We start from the raw sequence: 24,336 nt of genomic DNA, 5'->3' as shown, positions 1-24,336 counted from the left end.
GTTTTGCGGAATGGGGTTTTCAACGTCGGGGCCGGCACCTCGCGCGGGGCGGAATGCAACCGGTCGACTGTGGTCTAATTTCCAGAGTATGCAAGTACGTAATAATTCCTATACTCCGACGACATCGCATTGACTTCCGTCCGGGGTCATGTTTCGTCCGCCTCATTGGCCTCCACTCCCCCGAATCTCATGTCCACCCCGCCAGACCGGATTGCCGATCAGGCCACCGGGCCCCCTACGCCGAGGTGGTTCGGGACGAGCAAAGGAGCGTGGCTGCTCTTCGCCGCCGCATTGATCGCGGGACCCTGCCTCCTCTTCTGGCATTTGCACGGGCTTTGGGATCCGGACGGCTCTTATGCCTATGGATGGGTGGTCCCCCTTTCTGGCCGCTTTTTCTCTTTAAGTTACGCTGGGATGACCGCCCCGCCCCTTCTGTGCCGCTGCAGGGCGCGATCTGGATCGCCGCCGCGCTGGCCCTACTCGTGCCGCCCACCCGCTGGCTGCAGGAAGCGGCGCCCGAACGCGCCATCTGCGCGTGGTCGTTCGCCCTCGCCGTGGCCGGTATCGCCCTCTCGCTGATGGCCCTCGCCGGGGGCACGTCGTGGCTGCGCTGGTTCAGCTTCCCGCTGGCTTTCATCCTCACCGCTGTCCCGTGGCCGCACAGCATGGAGCTGATGCTCTCGAATTCCCTGATGCACGGCACCGCCGGGGCCACGGTCGAGATCCTCTGCCTCATCGGCATTCCCGCCTTGCAGGCGGGCAACCTGGTGCATATCGAAACCGGCGTCATCGACATCGATGAAGCATGCAGCGGCATTCGTTCGCTGCAGGCCATGGTCATGCTCTCGCTCTTCCTTGGCGAACTCTTCCGCTTGAAGCCGGCGCGGCGACTCTGGCTGATGGTCGCCGGACTCGCCGTCACCATTCTGGCCAATGTGATCCGCACCGTAGTGCTGGCCAGCCTCGGTGCTCACCAAGGCATGAACGCCGTGGATCGCTATCACGACACAGCGGGGCTGTGCGTGCTGGTGGTGTCGCTATCGGTCACCCTGCTCATCGCCTACCGGCTACGATCGTCGAAAGCGCCCATGCTGGCTCCGCAGAGCTTACCGCTTCGATGGGCTTTGCCGGTGCCATGGTGCACCGCCTTGCTGGTCTGGTTCCTGGCCACGGAGATCGCGGTGGAAACATGGTATCAAGCGCACGAACCCAAATGGCAGGGCTGGAGCTGGGCCATCCAATGGCCGAAGCAGGACAAGCAATTCCAGTTTCTCGATATCCCCGCGCGTTCGAAGCGATTGCTGATGTGCGACGAGTCCCAGGCCGCGACCTGGAGAGATGCCGACGGCGGTTTTTGGTCGCTCTATCTCATCCGCTGGAATCCCGGGAACCTGCAGGCGGAATCCGCGAAGGTCCATCGACCGGATGTGTGCCTGAATGCGGAAGGCGCGGTCATGGAACACGATTTCGGCACCCATGTCAGCACCGTGGGCGCCATGCCGATTCCCTTCCACAGCTACAGCTTCCGCATGGGCGAGGATCGGCTCTATGTCTTCTTTTGTTTGCGCGAGGAGCAACCCGGCGAAATCGCCGGCACCGCGATTCCGGAGTTTGAGGGAACGGGAATGTTTCAGCGCGCGCTCCGCGGCCGACGCCATGTCGGCGAGCAAAGTCTGGAGATCGCCATGTCGGGCTATCGCTCAGAACAAAGTGCGCAGGAGGCATTCCAGGCGCGCTTGGGCCAGTTGCTGAAAGTCAGGGCCGACGCGGCGGCGCGCGCAGGCAGGTAGTCGCTCGACCGGTGCAACGCTACCGCGCTTCCAACTGCTTCACCCTTCGCTCGAATCCCGCGCGTTGCCCGGGTGTGCATTGCCGGGCCACCGCGGTGATTGCCTCCAAATGCGCGCGTGCTTCCGCGTCCGGCACGCTCTCCAACCATTGCAACTGCAGCATCGGACGGTCCGGCACCATCGCCAGAAGTTGGGCGCGGAAATTCGCATTGTCCGGTGCCGTCGAGAGCATCGTTCCGTACAGGTCTTCGGCCTCGGATGGAGGCAGCCGCCGGATCGCTTCGCGCCAGACGCTCAAGGTCAGCGCGGGTTGCGCTTGCAGCCAAAACCGCCCCTCTTCGAACGGCAACCTGGCATAGTGCGGCTCCAGCGTGCGCGCCCGCCGGAAATCGGCCAGCGCCTCGAGCCGATGCCCCTGGCAGGCTCGCGCGCCCGCGCGCGTGAAATAAGCCCGCCAATCGAGCGGCGCCCGTTCCAGAGCGCGATCGGCCGCGGCTTCCGCCGGGGCGTATTTTCCGGCCGAGAGCAGCGCCTCGGCGCGCGCGGCGTGATCGGGCATTTGCGCAATGGCCCACGCGCCCACCAAGGCCAATAACCCCAGCACGCGCGAGAGCGTGGCGGCCACCCACGAATCACGCGCTGCCGCCGGCGCTTCATTGGAGGCCAGCACTACAACGAACAACGCCAGCCAGGCCGACCCCACGCGATGCCCTGGCACGTCGATTGCGCCATGCAAAAGCGCGGCCACCGCCGCGGCCAATGCCGCCCCGCGCAAACGGCGGCGCGATCCTGCGGCAAATGGAAACGCCTGGCGCAGGATGAAGAAGGCCGCGCCCAACGCCAGCGCCACACCGCACCACCCCAGTTCCGCCGCGAGCAACAGCCAATCGCTCTCCGGATGCAGCACGGTCTGCTGGCTCACCGAGGCGGTGCGAAAAAAGTGGAACAATGCGGTAAAATTTCCCAGGCCGATCCCGCACCACGGCGCAGCGTGAATGAGAGCGAGCGTGTCGCGCCAGATCAAGACACGGAACCCGACTTGCGAATCCGCGCCGCCGGCAAAACGCCCGGCAAACGCCCCCCCACCGATCAGCACCAATGTGACTAACCCCAAAACGAGCGAGCCACCGACCGCGAGCACTTTCCAGGACCTGCGCCGCCACGCCTCCAGCGCCGCCCACAAGACCATCGCGCCAAAGAAAAGCAGCGATCCACCGCGCGAGTAATTGACCACCAGCGCCACTAAAATCACGCCGGTGCCGATCAGCCACGGCAGCGCCTTGCGCCAGTCCCACTGCCACGCTTCTGCGGCGCAACCCAACCCCGAGCATGCCGCCGAGCGCGAGGACATGGCCCGTGTGATTGCGATTCGGGAACGGGCCGAAATCATGATCGGGATGCCAGCCGGGCACGGAGAAATGAAACGCCCGCGCCGCGAGAGCAAAAGCCGCGAGCAAAACGATGCCGCCCGCCAGCAACTGAGCCGTCAAGGTCCGCGTCGATCCCCGTCCACGGCCGACCCAACAACCACCCCAGCCAGGCCAGTCCCATGACCAGCCACAATCCCGCTTCCGCCGAAAGCCACAGTTGCGGGGAAAGCGTGGGACCCAGCGGAATGCCGACGGCCAGCAAGCCGGGACGCCACGACTCGGCCGCAAACCAATTTGCCGGCAACCAAGCGGTCGCCGCGAGCAGCAGCAGACCACCCGCGCAGATGACGAACCCGTGATCCGGTATCCGCCGCGCCGGCGCCAGCAGCCAGAGCAATCCCAGCCCAATCAGCACTGCGACCTGCACCGGTCGCGTCGTCGCTCCGCCACAGGCGATCGCCCCGAGCACGAGCAGCGCCGCGCCGGCCAGCACGCAAGATGGCGCCTTCGTCATACAGCGGTCGACGGCGGATTGATCATCTGCCAGATCGACCGCAGAACGATGCCAACGTCAAGCGCCGGCGACCAATTCTCGAGATAGATGAGATCCGATCGCACCCGCGCCGAAATATCCTCCAGCGAGCGCGCTTCACCACGGAAGCCCCGCACCTGGGCCAGTCCGGTGATGCCTGGTTTGATGAAGGTGCGCAGATGATATTTCTCGATCACCTCCGCAAACTGCCGGTTGTGCTCGATGAGATGCGGGCGCGGCCCCACGACGCTCATCTTGCCACCGAGGACATTGATGAACTGCGGAATCTCATCGAGGCTGTAACGCCGCAACCAGCGCCCCGCGGGAAAGATCCGCGCGTCACCCGCCTTGGCCTGCACCGTCACGTCCTCGCCGGTGGTGTGCATCGTGCGAAATTTCAGAATCTCGAACGGCCGATTTTGTAACCCCGCGCGCTTCTGCCGATACCAGAGCGGCCCCGGTGATTGCAGCCGGTGGCAAATCCAAACGAGCACGATGAGCCAAGGCAAAACGCCCGTGATGACGAACACAGCGAGGGCGAGATCGAAAATACGCTTGAGCACCCGACTGAGCGGATTCTCCAGTGGTTCTTCGTGCAGCGTGATGAGATTGATCCCCTCATCCACACAGCAGGTGATGGGATGGCGGATTTGTTCCGCGAGATCGTTGACGATGAGCAGGCGCATCCCGCGCTGCTGGCATTTCCCGAGCAGGGAGCGCGTCACTTCCGCGGGGCACAGCTCCAACAGGATCACCTGGGAGATTTCCGACGCGCCGCAGATTTCCTCGAATTGCTCGATCGTGCCCAGCAGCGGCACGCCGTCGTGCGCCAGCGCGATGGCCGGCGCATCGAGCGTCACGACTCCGACAATCCGCATGCCGAGTTGCCGTTTGCGCTTGAGCCAGTGTTCGAGCAAGCCCACGCGGCCCGCCGGTCCCACGAGCAAGGTCGCGAGATCGCGTTCCTGGGTGAAGAGCTCGCGCGCCAGGCGCAACGGCAGCGTTGCATTGCTCCACACCAACAAGCCGTAAAGCAACGCGGCAAAGCTCCCGAGAAAGCTGCGCGAGATGGTATAGTCCTTGGCGAAGGCGATGAAGACGAGCACGGCACCGATGGCGAAACCGACCTGCCGCGAAGCGATGGGCAGTTGCCGCACCAAGCTGCTCTCGTAGATGGGCGCGAAGAGCTTGTCTCCCGTGCGGGTGAGCATCTCCACACTGAGCCCGGTGAGCACGAGCGCCCAGTAGATCACATAGTGGACGGTGAAAATCGAAGTGCCCGGCATGACCGCGAGATTGAAGGCACCGAACAGCGCCCAAAACAGCACGGTCACCAAGCCCGCCTGGGCGATGGTGAGCAAGCGCGACAGCCCCCGCGTCCGCTGCACAATCATGGCGCGGAAAGAGGTGGGAGGGCGGGGAGGAGACGCATGGCGGGAAAAACGACGTCACACGTGTGGATGAGACTGACGCCTTCGTCAACAGATAGAATGCGTGTTTTTACGCAGCGTTATCAAATACACCCCAATCCTTGTCTTCCGGAATAACCTTGCCTCATTTTTGATGACTGGTAACGCCATGCTTTCGTTCCTCCTCCAGCTTCCCACTTAGTCCATGGATCCCCTCACCAGCCGACTCGAAGTGCAGGCCCTCGGCAAAACGCTGCAGTGCGAGGACGGCGATGTCATCGGGCGCAAGGGTTCGGTGGGTCAGGATCTCTTTGCCGACCTCCCCGAATTTGCCGATCGCCATCTAATCATCGGCCAGGACGCGCGTTCGTGGTTTCTGCTCATTCCGAAAAGCGTGAAGGAACCCGTGCTGCTCGATGGCGAACCGGCCGAACCCGGCCTGCGCCTTCCGCTGGAAAACAGCCACCTCGTGCGGGTCGGCAAGACGACGCTGCACTTTAAGGTCATCGATGAAACCGCGCGGACCGAGGCGATGATGCCGGTGAAGGCCGAAGAGGAGCCTCCTACGCAACCGGCGATCCTCCCGCTGGACGGCAAATTTTTCGAGATGCTGGTGGAGAACGTGCACGACCTCATCGCCATCCTCAATGCGCACGGCCGCCGGTTGTGGCACAATGCGGCCTACGCCGCCGTGCTCGGCTACACACCCGAGGAATTGAAAGGCTCGGATTTCACGGTGGAGATTCACCCGGATGACCGACCGCTGGTGCAAACGGCGCTGCAGGAGGCGATCCGCACTGGCCGGGGGCGCCGTCTCGAGTATCGCATGCGCCATCGCGAAGGGCGCTGGATCTTCCTCGAGTCGAAGGGCGTGGTGCTACCGAATTGGCCGGGGGTGGGCACCTGCCTGCTCACGATCGCCCGCGACGTCACCGCGCGGAAACGCGCGGAATACGACATGCGCAAACGCCAGCGGCGGCGGCGTGAACAGTCCGAGGTGCTCGGCAAATTCGCCACTGACCGGGAACTCCGCGCCGGCAATCTTCCGGTGTGCCTCGCCATGCTCACGGAGGCGCTGGCGGAGACGCTGCACTGCGAGCGCGCGGCAGTCTGGCTGGTGAACAAAGAAGCCGGCCGGCTGATGTGTGCGGACTCGTTCATCCATGGCGAGAACGCGCACGCCACCGGCGAGGATTCCCTGGCGCTCGCGGAGATCCCGCACTACCTGCAATCGCTCCGCGCGATCCGGTCCCTGATCGCCCCTCAGGCGCTGGATCACCCCGCCCTGCGCGAATGGAGCGCGGCGTATCTCCAGCCAAATCAAATCGTGGCGAAACTCGATGTCCCGCTTTTCCGCGGAGAGGAATTGCTCGGCGTCTTGTGCTGCGAAAGCACCCACCAGCACGAGTGGACGGTCGACGAGGAAAATTTCGCGACCTCGCTGGCGGATCTTTTCCTGCTCGCGCACGAAACGCAGGAGCGCCAGCGCACCGGCGAGGCGCTGCGCGAAGGCCAGAAAAAGCTCACCGCGGAGACGGCCGAGGCGGCCCGCTACGTCCTTTCGCTTTTCCCGGCCAAACTCACCGGTGCCATCTCCACGGATTGGCTGTTCATTCCTTCCGCGCAGTTGGGCGGCGACGCGCTCGGCTACCACTGGCTAGATGACACTCACCTGGCCGTCTATCTCCTCGACGTAGTGGGGGAGGGAATCGGCGCCGCGCTGCATTCCGTGACCGCGCTCAACGTTTTCCGCAACCAGAGTTTGCCGAATGTGGATTTCCGCGAACCCGCGGCGGTGCTCGCTGCGGTGAATGCTTCCTTCGAAAAGGATGAACGGAACGAGATGTATTTCACCGCGTGGTATGGCGTCTTTCATCGTCCCACGCGCACGCTGCGCTACTCGACAGCCGGACATCCTCCGGCGATTCTCTTCACCGGCGATTCGCCGACGGCGGCGACCAAGGTGGAACTGCGGGCGCCGGGATTAATGATCGGCGCGGTAGCCGAGTCGCACTATGCAACGAAACAGGTCACGATCGGCGCTTTCGGGCGGCTCTATGTCTTCAGCGACGGCGCCTACGAGGTGTGCCGCCGGGATGGCAGTGCGTTCCGTTTCGAAGAATTCATCGGCGTGCTGACGAACCCGCCGACGTCGGCTGCCGGCGAGTTGAATGCCATCGTCGATCACATGCGGGAGGTCCAGGGCGCGGAATTGTTGCCGGATGATTGCGCGCTACTGAAATTGGTCTTCCACTGATTTCGCAAACGAACCCCGATGCAACTGACGAAAGAAAAACGTGGCGAATGTTCCGTCCTCACGGTGCACGGCCGGCTCGACGGCACGACCTCTGCCAAATTCGAGACCGAGGTGCTCGCGTGGTTGAACGGTGGTGGCAAGTCGTTCGTGATCGATATGGCCGGGATCAGCTTCATCAACAGCGCGGCCCTGCGCGTGTTGCTCTCGACGGCTCGGCGGGTGGGTCGCACCGGGGGCAAGGTCGTGCTGGCTGCGCCCAACGCGGTCGTCAGCGAGGTCTTCGAGATCGCGAATTTTCCGGCGATGTTCACCATCTGCCAGACGCTCGACGAAGGCATCGCCGCGGCGACGAGTGGAGTGGTGGCAAACGCACCCGCGGCCACGCCCGCCGCCACAGCCAAGCCTGCGCCGAAAGCAGTAGTTCCAGCGGCCCCCGCGCCGATTCCGGCTCCGCCGGTGCCTGCACCGAAAACGGCGCCAGCCACACATCCGCCTGCGGCTTCGGCGCCGGCGGCTACCACACCGCCTCCCGCACCCGCGAAGCCGACTCCGCCGCCAGCGGTTCCTCGAGTCCGGCCCATGGCTCCCATTCCATCGGCTCCCAAGCCGACCACGCCACCAGTCGCTGCAGCACCGGCGCCCATCGCACCTCCTCCTCGGCCTGTTGCACCGCCCATCGCCGCCGCACCGGTCGCGCCACCACCGCTAAAGCCTCCGGCAGTTCCGGCAACGCCTCCACCGGCTCAACCCTCTCCGGCAGCCGTTACCCCAGCCGCCGCTCCCCCGATTCCGGCCCCTCGCCCATCCACCCCCGTCCCGCCGCCACCGCGTATCGGGCCGCCGGTGACAATCATCCGGAAAGCCAAGCCGACCAAACTCGAAGTCCTCGTAGGCTCACACATTATCGAATGCCACGATGGCGACATCATCGGCCTCGAAGGCACGGTCGCGCCCCATCTCTTCAAAGGTGCAACATCGCTCCAGCCACGCCATGTCCTCATCGGCAAAGGCCCCGACGCATGGTTCGTGATGGTCCCGCGCAATGTCCAGATCGAGACGCACCTCGACGATGCGGTCCTCCCTCCCGGCGTCCGCAAAAATCTCAGCGGCGAACATCGTCTGAAAATCGCCGGGTTCGCCTTCACCCTTCGCCTCGCCGAAGGGCACTCTCCTGCGGTCAAGGAATCCCTCTTCCACCGGCTGAAGAAGAGTCTGCGCCTCGGGTAACGCAAACCCTCAAGGCAACACCGCCCAGATCTCCACGACGCGATTTTTGTCGCGCTGTCCTTTGCCGAACATTTCCGAGCTGCCCATACCCACGGCGTGCATCACGTTCAGTATCTTGCCCTGGTCTCGCAATGCTCTGACCAGGCCGTCCGCACGGTCGATGGAGATTTGCAGGTTCCTTTTGTCGTCGCCCTTCGAGTCGGCATAGCCGAGCACGATGATCACCGCGGTGGGATCGCTGAGGAGGCGTTGGGCATCCGAGGTATGCAAGCCATCCGTCAATTGCGCCACCGCGGCGGGCGTCGGAGCAATGCGACCGCTCTCAAAAGAGATGATCGCCAGCTTGTACATACCGTGCGCGTGGTCGACCGCGGTGTAGAGTTTCGTGCGATTGGTCGGCGAAAGATGAGGCATCGCATCGATGCGCGCGAGCACCTGTTTCTTGACCTCGGAATTCTCCTCCTTGTTCTCCACCAAGGGAGGGATCGTCGCGGTCGAGGCCGAGGCATTCTCCGGCGCCGGGGTGGTCGCCGGAACCGGCGGCGGTGCCGGGGGCGCCTTCGCCATCGGCGTGGCTACCGGAGGCGGTGGCATGGCGACTCTCCGCGTCGCCGGGTTCGGAGTAGAAGGTTCGGGTGTGGCCGGAACCGGTGTCGCGGGAGTCGGCTCTGTCCTCGCCACCGTGGGTTCGGGCGTAGCGGGTAATTCCGAAGAAGTCGTCGTAGCGACCGCATTGCCCGGAGATCGGGAAAACAACCGCGGCACGACAAAAAAAGCCGCCGCAATCAAAAGGAACACGACCACCACCCCGATGACCGCCCAAACGGGCACCTTGCCGCCGCCACCCGCTGTCGCGCCCGAGGATTCTCGCAAAGGCTCGCCGCATTCCGGGCAGCGAAATTCCGCGCCGTCGGCGACGGGAACCGGCTTTTTCGTATAGGCCAGCGAACATCCCTCGGCGTTGCTACAGATGCCAGTTTTCGAGGCCATATGATCGAAAGATTCCCCGGAATCGTGGCAGCGTGGCAACTGGATTCTACCCATCATCGACGTGCGAAGACCGCCTCCCGCGGCTCCCAGTGCATCGACCTTTGGTTTTTCCTGATGCCGGCAGCGCGATTCTTTCTAAATTTAATCGTGAACATTCTCTCTGGTTCCGCTCTCTTACGGCGCAATCCGCGGCCTTTTTCCATCGATCGCGAGTGGACCGAGCGCCGGGGATGAAAGGTCCCCTCATCTATGCAACAAGAATCCACCGCCGCGGTCTCCCAGGAAGCGGACGTCCAGGCCATCGACCAACTGCGCGAGCTCAACACCCGCATTCGCCGGGAACTGGCCAAGGTCATCATCGGCCAGGACAAGGTCATCGAGCAGATGCTCACCTGTATTTTCGCCCGCGGGCATGCGCTGCTCATGGGCGTGCCCGGGCTGGCCAAGACGCTGCTCGTCCATTCGCTGGCGGACATGATGTCCATGTCGTTCAGCCGCATCCAATTCACGCCGGACCTCATGCCGAGCGACATCACCGGCACGGAGATCCTGCAGGAAACCGAGCAGGCGGGGCGCCGCGCTTTCGAGTTCGTCAAGGGGCCGATCTTCGCCAACATCGTGCTGGCCGATGAAATCAACCGCACGCCGCCGAAGACGCAGGCCGCGTTGCTGCAGGCGATGCAGGAGCAGAAGGTCAACGCGGGCAAACACAGCTTCAAGCTCGACCCGCCTTTCTTCGTCCTCGCCACGCAAAACCCGATCGAGCAGGAGGGCACCTATCCGCTGCCCGAGGCGCAGCTCGACCGGTTCATGTTTTTGATCAACGTCGGCTATCCCAGCGCGGCGGAGGAATTGCAGATCGCCAAGACCACCACCGGTGGCGCGCCGGCGACGCTCGACAAAATCCTGCACGCGGAAGACGTGCTGAAGTTCCAGGAAATCGTGCGTCGCGTCCCGGTGCCCGACCATGTCTACGAGCATATCGTGAAGCTCGTCCGCAAATGCCGCCCGGTCGGCGAAGAAGCGCCGGACTGGATTCGCAAATGGGTCATGTGGGGCCCCGGCCCGCGCGCGGTGCAATATCTCGTGCTCGGCGCCAAAGCCCGGGCCGTGCTCAACGGCAGCTACCTCGCCCGCATGGAAGACGTCCACGCCGTGGCCGAACCCGTGCTCGCCCACCGCATCCTCGTCAACTTCCACGCGGAGAGCGAGGGAATCAACAGCCTCGAGATCATCAAGCGCGTGATCGCGGAGACGAAGGATTGAATGAGTAATCAGTAGTCAGTGATCAGTATTCAGTTTCGCTAGTGCCTTACTGATTACTGCTTACTGCTTACTGCTTACTGATCACTTTTCTAAAATGGCCAGACCCGAACACCACTGGGACTTTCTCGACATGGGCGTCATCGCCCGGTTGTCGCGGCTCACGGTCTCAGTGCGTTTGCCGATGCTCGGCTCGGTGACGGGCATTCACCGGAGCGCCACGCGCGGGTCTTCGGTGGAGTTTGCCGAGTATCGGAAATACGCGCCGGGCGATGACTTGAAGTTCCTCGACTGGCGGGTATTTGCGCGGACGGACAAGTATTTCATCCGCGAATTCGAAGCGGATACCAACCTGCGCTGCTACCTCGTGCTCGACACGAGTGCGTCGATGAAATTCACCAGCGGCGAGGTCACGCGCTTTGCCTTCGCCCGGCGCATTGCCGGCACGCTCGCGCATCTGCTCGTGCATCAAGGCGACGCCACGGGACTCGTCTGTTTCACCGACAAAACGCTGCACGAACTGCCGCCCCGCCGCACGCCCACCCATCTGCGCCAGCTTCTCGATACGCTGGCCGAGGCCAAACCGCAGGGCGAAACGAACCTTGTGACAACCCTGCACGATCTTGCGGAACGGGTCCGGCAGCGTAGCCTCGTCATCATCATCAGCGATCTTTTCACCGAAGTGCCCGAGCTACTCGAGTGCTTCAAACATCTGCGCTTTTACAAACACGACGTCGCGGTCTTCCATCTGCTCGACCGGCAGGAGTTCGATTTCGACTTCACGCGACCGGTGCGTTTCGTGGACATGGAAAGCGGGATGGATCTCATCACCGATCCCGCCGTAGTGCGGGATGCTTATCGCGAGGCGCTGGATGATTACCTCGGTGCGCTCGCCCACGGCTGCCGCGAATTCGATGTGGATTACCACATGACGTATCTCGACCAAAGCTACGAAGGCGTGCTCACGCAGTTTTTGCTGCAGCGCATCAAACGCATGAAAGGGGGGCGGAGATAAATGAAATGCCGAATGACGAATGCGGAATGCCGAATGGCTGCGCCGCATATTGCTAGGTCTCCCGCCCTCCGCATTCCGCACTCCGCATTCCGCATTTTCCTCTGATGGCCTACCTTCAGCCATGGATGCTCTGGGTCTTGCCGGCAGTCCTGCTGCCGATCGTCATCCATCTGCTCAACCGGCTGCGTTACAAGACGGTCCACTGGGCGGCGATGCTCTTTCTGCTCAAGGCGAACCGCGCAGCGACGCGGCGGGCGAAGCTGCGCCAGTACATCCTGCTGGCGTTGCGCTGTCTGGTGTTGCTGTTTCTCATTTGGGCGATGGCGCGGCCGCTCGTGGGCGGCTGGATCGGCTCGGCGACGGGGGGCGCGCCGGAGGCGATCGTGATGCTGCTCGACCGTTCGGCCAGCATGGAAGCGCGCGGCGGCGAGGGGCAGGAGAGCAAGCGGGCGCACGCCCTCGCCTTGCTCACCCAGGCGGCCAAACAGAGCGCCAGCAGCCACTTCGTGCTCATTGAAAATGTGCTGCGTCAGCCGCTGGAAATCGCTGAGGCGTCTTCGCTGGCCACGATGCAAATTTGTGAGCCGACCGACACGGCGGCGGATATCCCGGCGATGTTCCGCGCGGCACTCGATTATCTCGCGCAAAACAAGCCGGGCAGCGCCGAGGTGTGGGTGGCGAGCGATCTGCAGGCGAGCAACTGGCGGCCGGAAAGCCCCGAGTGGCAGGACATCGCCGCGCGATTCAATGGCCTGCCCCAAGGCGTGCGCGTGCGCATTCTCGATCTTTCTTCCCCGCCGGGAAATAACATCTCGCTGAGCTTGAAGAACGCGGAGCTGCGCGTGCGCGACGAGAAAACCGGCAAGGCGCAACTCAGCCTTGGGCTGGAACTCAAAACCGATTCAGGACGCAAAGGCACGCTGCCGCTGCTCTTTACCCACGACGGTGTGAAGAGCCAGGTGGACATCGCCCTCAATGCCGCGACTCAACGGCAGAATCTGAAATTCGATCTGCCCAAAGCCGAACCCGGCTGGGGCGAACTCGAATTGCCGGCGGACGAAAATCCCGCGGACAACACGGTCTATTTTGCCTACGCGCCGCCGGCGCCGCTCAAGGCGATGATCGTCGGCGCGGGCGCCGCAGCCCAGCGTTTGCGGATCGCGGCAGCGCCGGATAAATCACGCGCGGATCGCACTGCCGAAATCCTCCCGGCTGCGAGTGCCGGGAACATTCCGTGGAAAGACGCCGCGCTCATCGTCTGGGCGGCGCCCGCGCCGAGCGAAGCGGTGGCGAAACCGTTGCAAAAGTGGGTGGAGAGCGGCGGAATGTTGCTCTCTCTGCCACCCGGCGGCGGGGAAACCACCGGCCCGCTCGGCATCCACTGGGCCGCGGCGGAAACAGCACCCAAGACCGCGCCCTTCCGCGTCACTGCGTGGGACGATCTCGATGGCCCGCTCGCCCGGACCGATAACGGCGCCCCGCTCGGCGTGGCCAAATTGGAAATCGCCCGCCGCCAGGTGCCTTCCGGCGGCGGGACGGATCATATCGGCGCGGCCTTTTCCGATGGCCGCACCTTCCTGCTTTCGCACAAGGCCGGCGCCGGACAGGTCTTCGCCTGCGCCACGCTGCCCGACATCGAGTGGGGCAATTTCGGCGATGGCTTCGTGCTGCTGCCGATGATGCAACGCCTCTTCGTGACCGGCGGCCAGCGGCTCGCTCCGCCGACGCTGGCCATCGCCGGCGAATGGCAGCCGACGGACGCGCAGGAAACGTGGACCGCGGTGGAAACGGATCGCCGCCGCGACTGGCGCTGGCACGCAGGAGTGTATCGCAACGGCGCGCGTTTCATCGCACTCAATCGCCCGGAGAGCGAGGACGCGCCGGAATTGGTCGAGCGCACGCGGCTGCCCGAGCTCTTGCACGGCGTGAAACTCACCGTCATGGCTGGCGCCCTGGAGCTCAAGGCCGACCAGCTGCAGAGCGAAATCTGGCCGGCGATGATCGTGCTCACCATGCTCATGATGTGCGCGGAAATGGCGCTGGCCACGAGCAGGGCGATGCTGCCCGTCAAGCACGCGCCGAAAGGGCCGGCCTCGCATCCTCCCACCAAACCGGAACCCGCGGAGGTGCGGGCGTGATGAACGAAGGCTGGCAGTTCAATACAGCGCCTTGGGTCGTCGGTGTCGCGGTGGTCTTTCTCGCCGCCTCGATTTGGTTTTTCCTGCGCAGCCTGCGCCGCGAGGGCCACGGCGGATGGATGACCCTGCTCCACGTATTGCGCCTGCTCATCGCCGCGGCCATCGCGCTGACACTCCTTCGTCCCGAGCGTGTGCAACTCAACCGGCACAACGAGCAACCGCGCGTCGTCGTCCTGTGGGACGGTTCCGGCAGCATGGAAACGAAAGACGTGCTCACCGGCGAAAAGGAAACTTCCTCGCGCGCGGCGTGGGTGAAAAAGCAGATCGAAGCGAAATTCTGGTCGCCGTTGGAGAAACAATACCAGGTCACCGTCGAGCCTTTCGCCGAGCCGCCGAAGGATCCCAAGGCCGACGTCGAAACCGAAGTCGGCACCGATCTCAACGCACCGTTGGAAAACGTGCTCAAGCAACACGGCGACCTGCGCGCGGTGCTGTTGCTCAGCGATGGCGATTGGAATCTGGGCAAATCGCCCATCACCGCCGCGACCGCGCTCGCGCAGCGGGACGTGCCCGTTTTCGCCGTCGGCGTGGGCAGCGAGACGTATCTGCCCGATGTCGAACTGCAATCCGTGCAAGCGCCGAGCTACGGGCTGATCAACGAGCGCATCAGCGCGATGTTCACCGTGCAAAATCATCTGCCGCGAGAGGTGAAGACGACGGTCACCGTGGAAGGGCCGGGCGGCGCGAAAGGCTCGAAGAATGTCGTCCTGCCGCCGATGGGCCAGGTGCAGGACATGCTCGTCTTCACGCCGCAAACCGAAGGCGAGGGCGATTTCACCGTGCGCGTCCCGGTCGAACCGGAAGAGGTTTTCCCGGGAAACAATGCGCGCACCTTCCATCTCGCCGTGCGCAAGGAAACGCTCAAAGTCCTCGTCGTTGATTCGCAGCCGCGCTGGGAATTTCGCTATCTGCGCAATGCCCTCATGCGCGACTCGGGCGTGTCGGTGAATGTGGTCCTCTACCATCCGCAAATCGGGATGGGGGAAGGCGTCGGCTACTTGAAAGAGTTTCCGCCCAAGCGCGAAGATCTGCAGAGCTACGATGTCGTGTTCCTCGGCGATGTCGGCATCGGCGGCGGCATGCTCACGCCGGACAATGCCACGATGTTGCGCGGTCTGGTCGAGCAGCAGGCCAGCGGCCTCGTCTTCCTGCCCGGCGAACTGGGCCGGGAAAAATCGCTCACCGATTCGGCGCTCGGCGACCTCATCCCGGTGGAGACGGATTATTCGAAAGGCAGCGGTTTCTCCAGCGGCGCGGAAGCCCGCCTGGAGCTGACATTCCGCGGACGCGACCATTGGCTCACGATGCTGGCCACCGATCCCAACGCCAACGAGGCCGTGTGGCGCGGGCTGCCCGGATTCTATTGGTATGCGCCGGTGGTGAAAGCGCGGCCGGGCGCCGAAGTCCTCGCCGTGCACGAAGCCGCGCGCAACCAGTACGGGCGCATCCCGTTGCTCGTCACCCGCAATGCCGGCAACGGCAAGGTGCTCTACATGGGCACCGATTCCGCGTGGCGCTGGCGCAAGGGCGTGGAGGACACGTATCACTACCGGTTCTGGGGCCAGGTCGTGCGCTGGATGGCCCACCAGCGGCACCTCTCGCAGGATGAAGGCGTCCGCTTTTTCTACGCACCGGAAACACCGAAACGCGGCGACAAGGTGCGGCTCAACGCCACGGTGCTCGACAAGATGGGTATCCCGATCAGCGAAGGCCGCGTAACGGTAACCCTCACCGCGCCGAGCGGCACGAGCGAGACGATCGACCTCGCCACCGAAAACGCCGAATGGGGCGTGCACACCGGGCAATTCGTGCCACGGGAAGGCGGCAAATACGCCGTGGAAGTAAAGTGCGATTCCGCCGGCCGGCGCCTGAAGACGCAACTGGAAGTGACCGTGCCCACGCTGGAAAAAGCAGGCCTGCCAGCGAAGCTGGATGTGTTGCGCGAGATCTCGGCGCTGACTGCTGGTAAATTCGGCGGCCCCGCCGAGCTATCGCAGATGGTCAATGGCCTGAGCCTCCTGCCCGAGCGAAAGCCGGAGGAGCGCCGTTTCCGGTTGTGGTGCGACCCGTGGTGGTGCGCCGCGCTGCTGGGGCTATTTACGCTCTATTGGATAGGGCGGAAGATCGGGGGGCTCACATGAGCGAGGATAGGAAGGATAGGAGGTATGGGAAGAATAGGAATGATAGGAAACCGGAGCGACCGATCCTGGCTCCGCGCGGGGATTACCAGACGCTGCTTTCGTTTCAGAAGACCCAGGTGGTTTATGATATTACGTTTCGGTTTGCGCGGCGGTTCATTGAGTATGGCGATCGCACGCGCGACCAGATGATCCAGGCCGCTCGTTCGGGGGAGAAGAATATCCTGGAGGGGAGCAAGGCTGCGGTCGTTTCCAAGGAGAGTGAGATCAAGCTCACAGGCGTAGCCCGCGCCAGCTTGGAAGAGCTCTTGGATGACTACCGAGATTATCTGCGATTGCGGGAAAAAGCCGCTTGGGAGAAAGACTCCAAAGAGGCGCTGTATGTCCGGCGATTAGGCTGCCGGAAGCCACAGAACTACGAGATATATCGAGAGTTTGTCGAAACGCGGCCGCCTGACGTGATCGCGAACATCGCAATCTGCTTGAGTCACCAAGCCAACTACTTGCTGGATCGGCAACTCGCACGGCTGGAGCGAGATTTCCTGGAGGAAGGAGGCCTCCGGGAACGCATGACGCGCGCCCGACTGGCACAACGCAAATCGCCGCCAAAGCGGTGAACTCCTATACTTCCTATTCCTCCTATACCTCCTATCCCCTCCCAATAGACGCTGCGTGCCAAAAAATGCGCTATTTCCCTCCCCCCAATTTCAGCTAACCTCTACCTCGCCATGAATGCGTTTACCCTGCCGGATTCGCTGGTCGCGCAATTGCGCGCTTATGAAGCGCGTCTGCGACGCATGGAGACGGTGGCAGCGGTGGCGGGTGGAGCCGCCGGACTGCTCATCACCTTTGTCCTGCTCTTTGTCTGCGACCGCTTTGTCGATACCCCGCGGGTGGCGCGCACTTTCCTCACGCTCAGCGGCGGGGTCTTGGCGGCCTGGTTTGCCCAGGCTTGGGCGGCGCACTGGCTATGGCATCGGCGCGGGCCGGCGCAACTCGCCAAGCTCCTCCAGCGCCACTTCAAAACCCTCGGCGACCGGCTGCAGGGCATCATCGAACTCACGGAAACGAACGAGCTGCCGCCGAATATCTCCCCCGCCCTCTTGCGCGCGGCCATTCACCAGGTCGCGAATGAATCTTCCCGTTTCAATTTTCGAAGCGCCGTGCCGGTGCGTCCGGCTCGCCGCTGGGCGCTGGCAGCCGCGCTGATTGTAGCGCTGGCCGCCGCGCCATTCGTCTTCACGCCGAAAGCGGCGGCCAACGCCCTCGCCCGCTGGCTGCATCCATGGTCGCAGATCGATCGCTACACCTTCGCCAGTATCGATGACCTCCCGGCCGAGCTTTACGTCGCCCACGGCGAACCCTTCGATATCGCCTGCGGGTTGAAAGCCGATTCGGCCTGGAAACCGGACATGGCAACCGCGCGCCTCGAGCACACCGAGCCGCAACAGGCCAAATTTGAAAACGGCCGCGCCGTCTTCCACATCCCCGGGCAGACGGAGAACAGCAAGCTCTCTCTCCGCGTCGGCGACGCCACCCGCGACGTGGCCATTCGTCCCTTGCATCGGCCGGAGATGAAACAACTCGCCGCCCATGTCGACCTGCCCGATTACCTCGGCTATCCTGCGGCCACGGTGCCGATCCAGGGCGCCAGCGCGGAATTCCTCGCCGGTAGCAAAGTCAGTTTCGCGGGCACGACCAGCCGGGCGCTCAAGGACGCGGACATGCAGGCCGCCAAGGCGCAAACCACCGCGCGCATCCAGGCGGAGACTTTCACCACTCCCGCAAAATCGGTGGCCGAGATCGGCAGCGAAGCGGTCTTCCGCTGGGCCGACACCCATGGGCTCACGCCCACGCAGCCCTACACGCTGCACGTCAACACCACTAAGGACGCCGAGCCCCGGGTGGAATTGCAGGGCCTCGACCAGGAAACGGCGATCCTGCCGAATGAAGTGCTGAAGCTGAATCTCGCCTCGAGCGACGACTTCGGCGTGAAGGAAGCGTGGATCGGCTGGACGGTGCACGGGATCGACTCGAAGAAGAACGACCTCGGCAAAGGAGACGCCGCCCATACGCCCGGCGGCCAGCAGAAGAAGGAGCTCAGTGCGCCGATGGAGTTCGCTCCCGCACTCTACAAGATTCCCGAGGACAGCGTGGTCGAGATCGCCGCCTATGCGCTCGACTATTTCCCGAAGCGCAAGCCGGTCGAATCCTGGAAATACACCGTCTACGTCCTCAGCCCAGCGAAGCATGCGGAACACATGCGCCAGCGGATGGAACAGGTGCTCAAGCAACTCGACGAACGCATCCGCGACGAAGAGCGCCAGTTCGACGAAACGAAAACGATTACCGAGGACAAGAAGAGCCTCGCCGAAGAAAAAGCCGGCGAAGAAATCAAGCGCGTCGAGGCCAGCGAGCGGGCGAATGAGCAGGAACTGAAGAAGATGACCGACGAGATGCACGACATCATGCGCGACTCGCTGCGCAACAAAGAGATTCCCGAGGGCACGCTGGCCGATTGGAAAAACATCACCGATCAGCTCGAGCAAAAAGCGGATCCACCGATGCAGCAGGCCGCGGAATCGCTGCAACAGGGTTCACAGCAGCCGGGCACGCGCGAATCACAGCTTGGACAAGCGCAGAAACAGCAGCAGGAGGCGCTCGATGCGTTGCGCGAGGCGGCGAAGAAGATGAACACCACGAACGAGAATCTCTACGCCCACAATTTCTACAACCGGATGCGCGCTGCGGCCGCCGCTGAGCATGGCATCTCAGATGGCTTGAAGACCATCGCGCGCGAAACCGCCGGGCTCAAGACCGACGAGCTCCGGCCTTCGCAGATCGAGAAATTCGGCCAGGCGGCTGACAAGCAGGCGGCGAATACCAAGGACGTCGACGGCATCGGCAACGACATGGCGGCCTTCGTGAAGCGCGTGCCGAACGAGAAATACGAAGCCGTGCAAAAGGAGATGACCGAAAAGCGGGCCGTCTCGGAGCTCACCGAACTCGCGAACTTCGTCCGGCAAAATCTCGGGCTCAAATCCGTGGGCCGCGCCCACCAGTGGGGCGATCAACTCGACGAATGGGCGACGATGTTGCAGAGCGAATGCAATGCCCAGGGGAACGGCGGCAGCAGCGAGATGGACCCGGACGTCATGGAATTCATGGTCCAGATGGTGCGGGCCGCGGTCGTGCAGGATGGCATCCGCGAGCAGACACAACTGGTGGACGGCAAGAAAGCCGACAACGAGCATTACGCCGACGACTCGAACAGACTCGCCGGCCAGCAGGACGATCTCAGCGGCATCCTCGGTGGCCTCTTGCAGAAGATCCTGTTCGATGGCGTCCCGCAGAGCCTGCTCGATCCGGCGGCGGGGGCTAAATCCAGCAAGTCGAAGTTCGATATGTTCAAGCCGGCGATCCAGGGCGCGTTGAAGCTGTCCGGCGAAACTACCGGCGACCTGCACAAGCCGCAGACCGATTCGGAAGTGGTGGGCCTGCAGAGCTCGATCATCGAACTACTCGTGCCGCCGGAGAAAAAGGGCGGCAAGCCTTCCGCGCAGCAGAAGATGATGCAGCAAATGATGCAACAGGTGACGCAGGCGAAAAAAGCCGGCGGCAACAATGGCAAATCCACGAGCAGCATGAGTGGTGACACCGCCACCGGCGCAGTCGCCAAGAACGCCAATGACGCGCGCCGCGTGGAAAAGACCGGCGGCGCCAGCAACGCCGGTGAATGGCCGGAAGAATTCCGCGACCAGTTGCAGGCTTATTTCCAGCAGCTCGAAAGCAACAAGGGCAAGAGCGGGGACAAGAAGTAACCGACGATGATCTAGTTGGCAGAGAGGTGTATGGCCCGCGAATCACACAGATGACGCGGATGACGATACGCCCATTCGTGTCATTCGTGTGATTCGCGGGCACTTTTCCCAGTCTCATAGGCTGGGTTCACGCAAACCCAATCGGAAAATTGGGAAACACCCTCGAAAAGGACTCTGAAAACGGCGGGACCCGCGTATACTTCCGTGAATCGAATGGCAAACCGCGTCCTTTCTCTCGGCCTTAGCGTTGCATTGCTGACCGCGCTTCCGTTGCAAGCGCAGGACCTGAACGTCTATCGCGGGACGCAGGTCTCGCCGCAGATCGAGCGCGTGTATGAGCACGGCTTGCAGTATCTCGTCACTTCGCAGGAGGAGGATGGCTCTTTTCCGGGCAACTACGGTCGCGAACCCGCCACGGCGGCGCTCGCCATGCTCGCGATGTTTGCCCACGGCGACGACCCGAATTACGGGCCCTACGCGAAGTCCATCAAGCGCTGCGTGGAGTATCTCCTGAAGAGCACCGATGCGGGCACAGGGTATATCGGCAACTCGATGTACAACCACGGCTTCAGCACGCTGGCCCTGGCCGAGGCGTATGGCGCGGTGCAGGACGAGCGGATCGGTCCGGCGGTGAAAAAGGCGATCGATCTCATTCTCACCTCGCAGGAGAAAAACCGCTTCAAGGCGTGGCGCTACAGCCCGGATTCCAAGGACGCGGACTCCACGGTCAGCGGGGCGTGTTTCGTGGCGCTCATCGCGGCGCGCAATGCCGGCTTGCGGGTGCCGGACAACGCCATCGATGACGCGCTGAAGTTTTATACGGATTGCCAGCAACCCGGCACCGGCAGCATCGGCTACACGCCCGGCTCCGGAGCCAATGGCACGGCAACGACGGCGATCGGCGTGGCGGTGTATGCCTACGCGCGGAAGAAGGATCAGCCGACCTTTGTGAAAGCGCTCTCCGCCTTGAAAAAGAGCGAGGACGAGAACGGCGGCGGCTATCCCTTTTACGGCGAGTACTACGAATCGCAGGCGCTCTTCCAGAGCGACGTGAAAGCCTGGGAAGCGTGGAACGACAAGCGGGTGCAGAAGCTGGCGGATTCCCAGAACGAAGATGGCAGTTGGGATGCCAGTCTCGGCGCTCCGCTCTCGACCGCTTTCGGGCTGCTTTCGATCGCGCTGAGCTACCGCTATCTCCCCATTTACGAACGCTAACCGCTCCGACCTATGCGCCGATTTTCCGCTCTCGCCAATTCGCTGATCGCCATTGGTCTGGTGGGTGGCGCGCTGACCGCCGCGGGACAGGTCATCATCCGGGGCAACAACGGCAAGGTCATCATTACCGGCGCTTTTTCCAACGGGCAGGAGAAGAAGGCCGAACCGGACCCGGCCGGCCCGCATCTCATCGAGTTCTTCGATGGCCGCCAACTGCACGGCACACTCGAAGCGGTGGACCTGAAGCGCGGAGAAATCACCTGGCGGCGCGCGGATGCCTCCGCTCCGCTGACGATCCCGACGATGCTGATCAACCGGCTGACGTTCGTTCCGACGGCCGGCCTGCAGAACGAATTCGGGATGGAAATCCCCCCTCTCCCTCCTGCGAATGCCGCGCCCCCTGCGCCCAACGACAATACCACCTATGCCACGGTGAAATTTGGCGGGGGCGATTGGCTGCGAGCAGAAGTGACGAACATTCTGGATAACAAGGTTCACCTAAAACTGGCCGACGGTTCGCCGCTGGCGGTGGACCGGGCGCAGGTCGAATGGATCTATTTTTCCAAGATCGCCTCGCCGGAATGCTACGATGGGCCGACCAGCCTCGCCGGCTGGAGTGGTTCCGGTTGGAGCTATCACGAAGGCGCCCTGCACGCCACCTCGCCCCAGCAAATCACCCGCACCTTCGCCGCACTGCCCGACCAGGTGGAATACGAATTCACGGCCGACCAGGGCAATCTGATGAGCCAGTTCAACTTCAGCCTGCACGGACGCAGCGGCCAGGCGTGGGGCGGTGAACCGGGAATCATCCAATGCATGCTGCGCGCCAGCACGCTGACGGTATTTTCCAACGCCGATGGCCATTACAAAAACGAATCGGTCGACCTGACGAAGAAGTTTGGCGATGCCCTGGACGGACGCGCGATCGCCGGCCGGAGCAATCCCGTGCATTTCCAGCTCTACGAGGATTTCACCGGAGGCCGCATTGCGATTTTCGTCAACGGCCACAAAGCCGGCGAGTGGGGTGTCCAGAAAGGGGAACCGGGAAGGAACCGCGGGACGTTCGCCTTCCAGCCGACCATCTGGAGCCCGACCAGCGAGCAGACGCTTTCGAAAATTCGGGTCGTGCCGTGGGATGGCCGGATTCCGGAGGAGGGAGAAAAAGCGGAAGACCACTCCAGCGATCACCTTTCCCTGGCCGACGGGACAGCGAAGGATGGCCGGTTCATCGACCTGGCCGCGGGGACGGTGCGGCTGCGGGTGGACGGTTCGGATTTCGAAGCGCCGAATGCCCAGGTGAAGATGTTGCGCTTTGCCCATCGCGACAATGCCGCGACGCCCTCCGAGGCGCCGATCGCCCACGTGCTCCTCACGGAGGGGGGCGAATTCGATGCGACGAGGATAACCTGGCGGGAGAGCAGGATGCAGATCGCGACGCGTTTCGGTAGCGAGCTTCCGGTTTCGACGGCGTCGGTCGCGGAGGTCAATTTCCTGCAATCCGCGCCCCCGCTCACTGCGGCGGAAGACGTGCTCGTTTTCGAAAATGGCGACCGGCTGAAAGGCAAGCTGGAGATGGCGGAGGAGAACCAGAAGGTGCGCTGGCGCACGGATGAAACGGCGCAGCCGGTGGAGTTCGAGCCGGTGCACGTGTCCGGCGTGCGCAGCGGCTGGAGTGAGGCGCCGCGCAAGGGAAAGATCGACAGTGTGGTCCGGTTTCGCAACGGCGACTGGCTGGCTGGGCGTTTCCTGACGCTCGACAAGGACCAGCTGGTGCTCGATACGCCGGATGCCGGGCAGCTCACGATCAGCCGCGCCCTGGCGCGAACGCTTTATTTCAGCCCCGACGGCCAGCTACCGATTTCCGACGGCGCCGCGGACGATCGCGAATGGTTAAAGGGTCTGAGTCTCGGAGACAACCAGGCGTTCCCCACGAGACGGCGATCGGCTCCGACTTCGAGCGTAAAGTGGAAGTCCTTCGACGGCGCTTTTTCGCTGCTCAGCGTGGAAAATCCCGAGAGCGTGGTGTCCCGCCCGGGCGGCGTCCAGATCGGGCGGCTGCTCGATTCGCTCCCATCGCTGGTGGAGATGAGCTTCGATGTGACCGGCCTGGCGAACCAGATCATCTTCACGGCGCAACTTTTCACCGACCCGAGCAACGCCGGCTATTTCATGCAGTTGCACAGCCAGGGGATCTACATTTACGACCTAAACCCGGGAGACCGGGCGCGAGGGATGGTCCCGCAGCAGATTCCCTTTGAGGGCAAGCTGAAGCCGGATGCGAATCGACGGCACGTGCAATTGCTGGCGAATCGGGATGCGGGGCAGTTGACCGTGCTGGTGGATGGGGTCGTGATCACCCACTTCGGGACGAAGCCCGGGAAGCCGCCCCGCCAGCTCGGCCGGGGGCTGATGCTTTCGCCGCAAATCAATATTCCGTGCACGTTTTCCAATATCTGGATCGGGCCTTGGAACGGCCGGGTGCCGGGCAAGACGCCGGCCAGTGATGACAATCAGGACACGGCCATCCTGAGCAATGGGGACGAAGCGCCAGGGACGGTGGAAATTGCGACGCCGAGTTCGGTGAAGCTGGCTTCGGAGGTGGGGCCGCTCGAGTTGCCGCTGGAAAGGGTGACGATGATCGACTTTGGAGGCGCCCCTGCGGAACGGACCGTCGGCGCCCGTTTGCACCTGGCCGGAGCGGGCGCGCTGACCGTGGATTCCTACCACGTGGAAAACGATACCATCACCTGCCGGAGCGAGATGGTCGGGGACCTGCGTCTTCCTCTTCACGCCGTGCAAGAGCTGGTCTTTTCGGCGTCCAAGCCCTTGCCGGACAAGGAGTAAGCGCGGGTTCGATCGGGCGGGAAGTAGCACGATCTTTTACGGGAAGAACTGCGGAAGCTGTTCGGACATCATACCCCGAAAAAAATTCAGCCCCCCGCAACCGAGTGGCTGCGAAGGGCTGATGTTCCCCCCAGAACAATCTTCTAAAAACGTGACGAACTATGCCTGCGGTAATCGGGGTCCGCAACAACTTTTTTTAATTAATTTAATATCGATTCGTATTCTGACGTAGGGCTTAATTTATTAGACATTCTAATCTTTGGAAGT

Annotated in this window: 15 protein-coding genes; 11 read left to right on the top strand and 4 right to left on the bottom strand. The window is 63.0% G+C overall.

Translation table 11 applies throughout. The annotated features are described in order from the left end of the window. Positions 1-53 precede the first annotated feature (53 nt). Positions 54-1,790, top strand: coding sequence for an exosortase/archaeosortase family protein (locus CFE428DRAFT_RS37300; RefSeq protein WP_337442692.1), 1,737 nt, complete (start codon positions 54-56; stop codon positions 1,788-1,790). Positions 1,791-1,809: 19 nt separating this feature from the next. On the opposite strand, the gene CFE428DRAFT_RS13375 is transcribed toward CFE428DRAFT_RS37300, so the two are convergent. Genes CFE428DRAFT_RS13375 through CFE428DRAFT_RS33565 form a run of 3 tightly spaced genes read right to left on the bottom strand, consistent with a single transcriptional unit; the run spans position 1,810 to position 5,086 of the window. Continuing rightward, positions 1,810-3,141: an O-antigen ligase family protein gene (locus tag CFE428DRAFT_RS13375; protein ID WP_006980087.1), complete on the bottom strand. Its 1,332-nt coding sequence runs from the start codon at positions 3,139-3,141 to the stop codon at positions 1,810-1,812. A 35-nt stretch (positions 3,142-3,176) separates the two neighbouring features. Then, the gene (locus CFE428DRAFT_RS13370) at positions 3,177-3,674 is read right to left on the bottom strand and encodes a hypothetical protein (RefSeq protein ID WP_006980086.1); all 498 of its coding nucleotides are present in this window, start codon (positions 3,672-3,674) and stop codon (positions 3,177-3,179) included. Continuing rightward, entirely contained in the window at positions 3,671-5,086 is a 1,416-nt protein-coding gene (locus CFE428DRAFT_RS33565; protein ID WP_006980085.1) for an exopolysaccharide biosynthesis polyprenyl glycosylphosphotransferase, read from the bottom strand. Before CFE428DRAFT_RS33565 ends, CFE428DRAFT_RS13370 begins: the two co-directional genes overlap by 4 nt. A gap of 220 nt (positions 5,087-5,306) precedes the next feature. Between CFE428DRAFT_RS33565 and CFE428DRAFT_RS33560 the strand changes: the two genes are divergently transcribed. After that, positions 5,307-7,358, top strand: a complete 2,052-nt coding sequence (locus CFE428DRAFT_RS33560; RefSeq protein WP_006980084.1) for a SpoIIE family protein phosphatase — start codon at positions 5,307-5,309, stop codon at positions 7,356-7,358. Between the two features lie 18 nt (positions 7,359-7,376). Then, the gene (locus CFE428DRAFT_RS33555) at positions 7,377-8,585 is read left to right on the top strand and encodes an STAS domain-containing protein (RefSeq protein WP_049975635.1); all 1,209 of its coding nucleotides are present in this window, start codon (positions 7,377-7,379) and stop codon (positions 8,583-8,585) included. A 9-nt stretch (positions 8,586-8,594) separates the two neighbouring features. Here the strand turns inward: CFE428DRAFT_RS33555 and CFE428DRAFT_RS13350 are convergent, their stop codons facing one another. Further along, complete coding sequence (locus tag CFE428DRAFT_RS13350; protein WP_006980081.1) at positions 8,595-9,575, bottom strand: OmpA family protein; 981 nt, start codon at positions 9,573-9,575, stop codon at positions 8,595-8,597. A 249-nt stretch (positions 9,576-9,824) separates the two neighbouring features. On the opposite strand from CFE428DRAFT_RS13350, the gene CFE428DRAFT_RS13340 reads away from it, so the two are divergent. From CFE428DRAFT_RS13340 to CFE428DRAFT_RS13305, 8 genes are all read left to right on the top strand, one after another. Continuing rightward, complete coding sequence (locus tag CFE428DRAFT_RS13340) at positions 9,825-10,841, top strand: AAA family ATPase (protein ID WP_006980080.1); 1,017 nt, start codon at positions 9,825-9,827, stop codon at positions 10,839-10,841. A gap of 94 nt (positions 10,842-10,935) precedes the next feature. Continuing rightward, positions 10,936-11,853 (top strand): DUF58 domain-containing protein, encoded by a 918-nt coding sequence (locus CFE428DRAFT_RS13335; RefSeq protein WP_006980079.1) that lies wholly within the window; start codon positions 10,936-10,938, stop codon positions 11,851-11,853. Positions 11,854-11,957: 104 nt separating this feature from the next. After that, positions 11,958-13,991: a BatA domain-containing protein gene (locus CFE428DRAFT_RS13330; RefSeq protein ID WP_006980078.1), complete on the top strand. Its 2,034-nt coding sequence runs from the start codon at positions 11,958-11,960 to the stop codon at positions 13,989-13,991. After that, positions 13,988-16,192, top strand: coding sequence for a hypothetical protein (locus tag CFE428DRAFT_RS13325; protein WP_131989349.1), 2,205 nt, complete (start codon positions 13,988-13,990; stop codon positions 16,190-16,192). The genes CFE428DRAFT_RS13330 and CFE428DRAFT_RS13325 overlap by 4 nt, the downstream gene beginning before the upstream one ends. Then, the gene (locus CFE428DRAFT_RS13320; protein WP_006980076.1) at positions 16,189-16,806 is read left to right on the top strand and encodes a four helix bundle suffix domain-containing protein; all 618 of its coding nucleotides are present in this window, start codon (positions 16,189-16,191) and stop codon (positions 16,804-16,806) included. The genes CFE428DRAFT_RS13325 and CFE428DRAFT_RS13320 overlap by 4 nt, the downstream gene beginning before the upstream one ends. 111 nt (positions 16,807-16,917) lie before the next feature. Beyond that, positions 16,918-20,010 carry a hypothetical protein gene (locus CFE428DRAFT_RS13315; RefSeq protein WP_006980075.1) on the top strand — a complete coding sequence of 1,031 codons (3,093 nt, stop codon included), beginning with the start codon at positions 16,918-16,920 and terminating at the stop codon, positions 20,008-20,010. A gap of 252 nt (positions 20,011-20,262) precedes the next feature. Then, the gene (locus tag CFE428DRAFT_RS13310) at positions 20,263-21,225 is read left to right on the top strand and encodes a prenyltransferase/squalene oxidase repeat-containing protein (protein WP_162145265.1); all 963 of its coding nucleotides are present in this window, start codon (positions 20,263-20,265) and stop codon (positions 21,223-21,225) included. A 12-nt stretch (positions 21,226-21,237) separates the two neighbouring features. Beyond that, positions 21,238-24,069, top strand: a complete 2,832-nt coding sequence (locus CFE428DRAFT_RS13305; RefSeq protein WP_006980073.1) for a hypothetical protein — start codon at positions 21,238-21,240, stop codon at positions 24,067-24,069. Positions 24,070-24,336: the final 267 nt, after the last annotated feature.

Origin of the sequence: Chthoniobacter flavus Ellin428 (assembly GCF_000173075.1) — a bacterium.
Lineage (GTDB): Bacteria > Verrucomicrobiota > Verrucomicrobiia > Chthoniobacterales > Chthoniobacteraceae > Chthoniobacter > Chthoniobacter flavus.
Note: the sequence above shows the minus strand (reverse complement) of the source record. Positions and strands in the feature narration are given on the sequence as shown.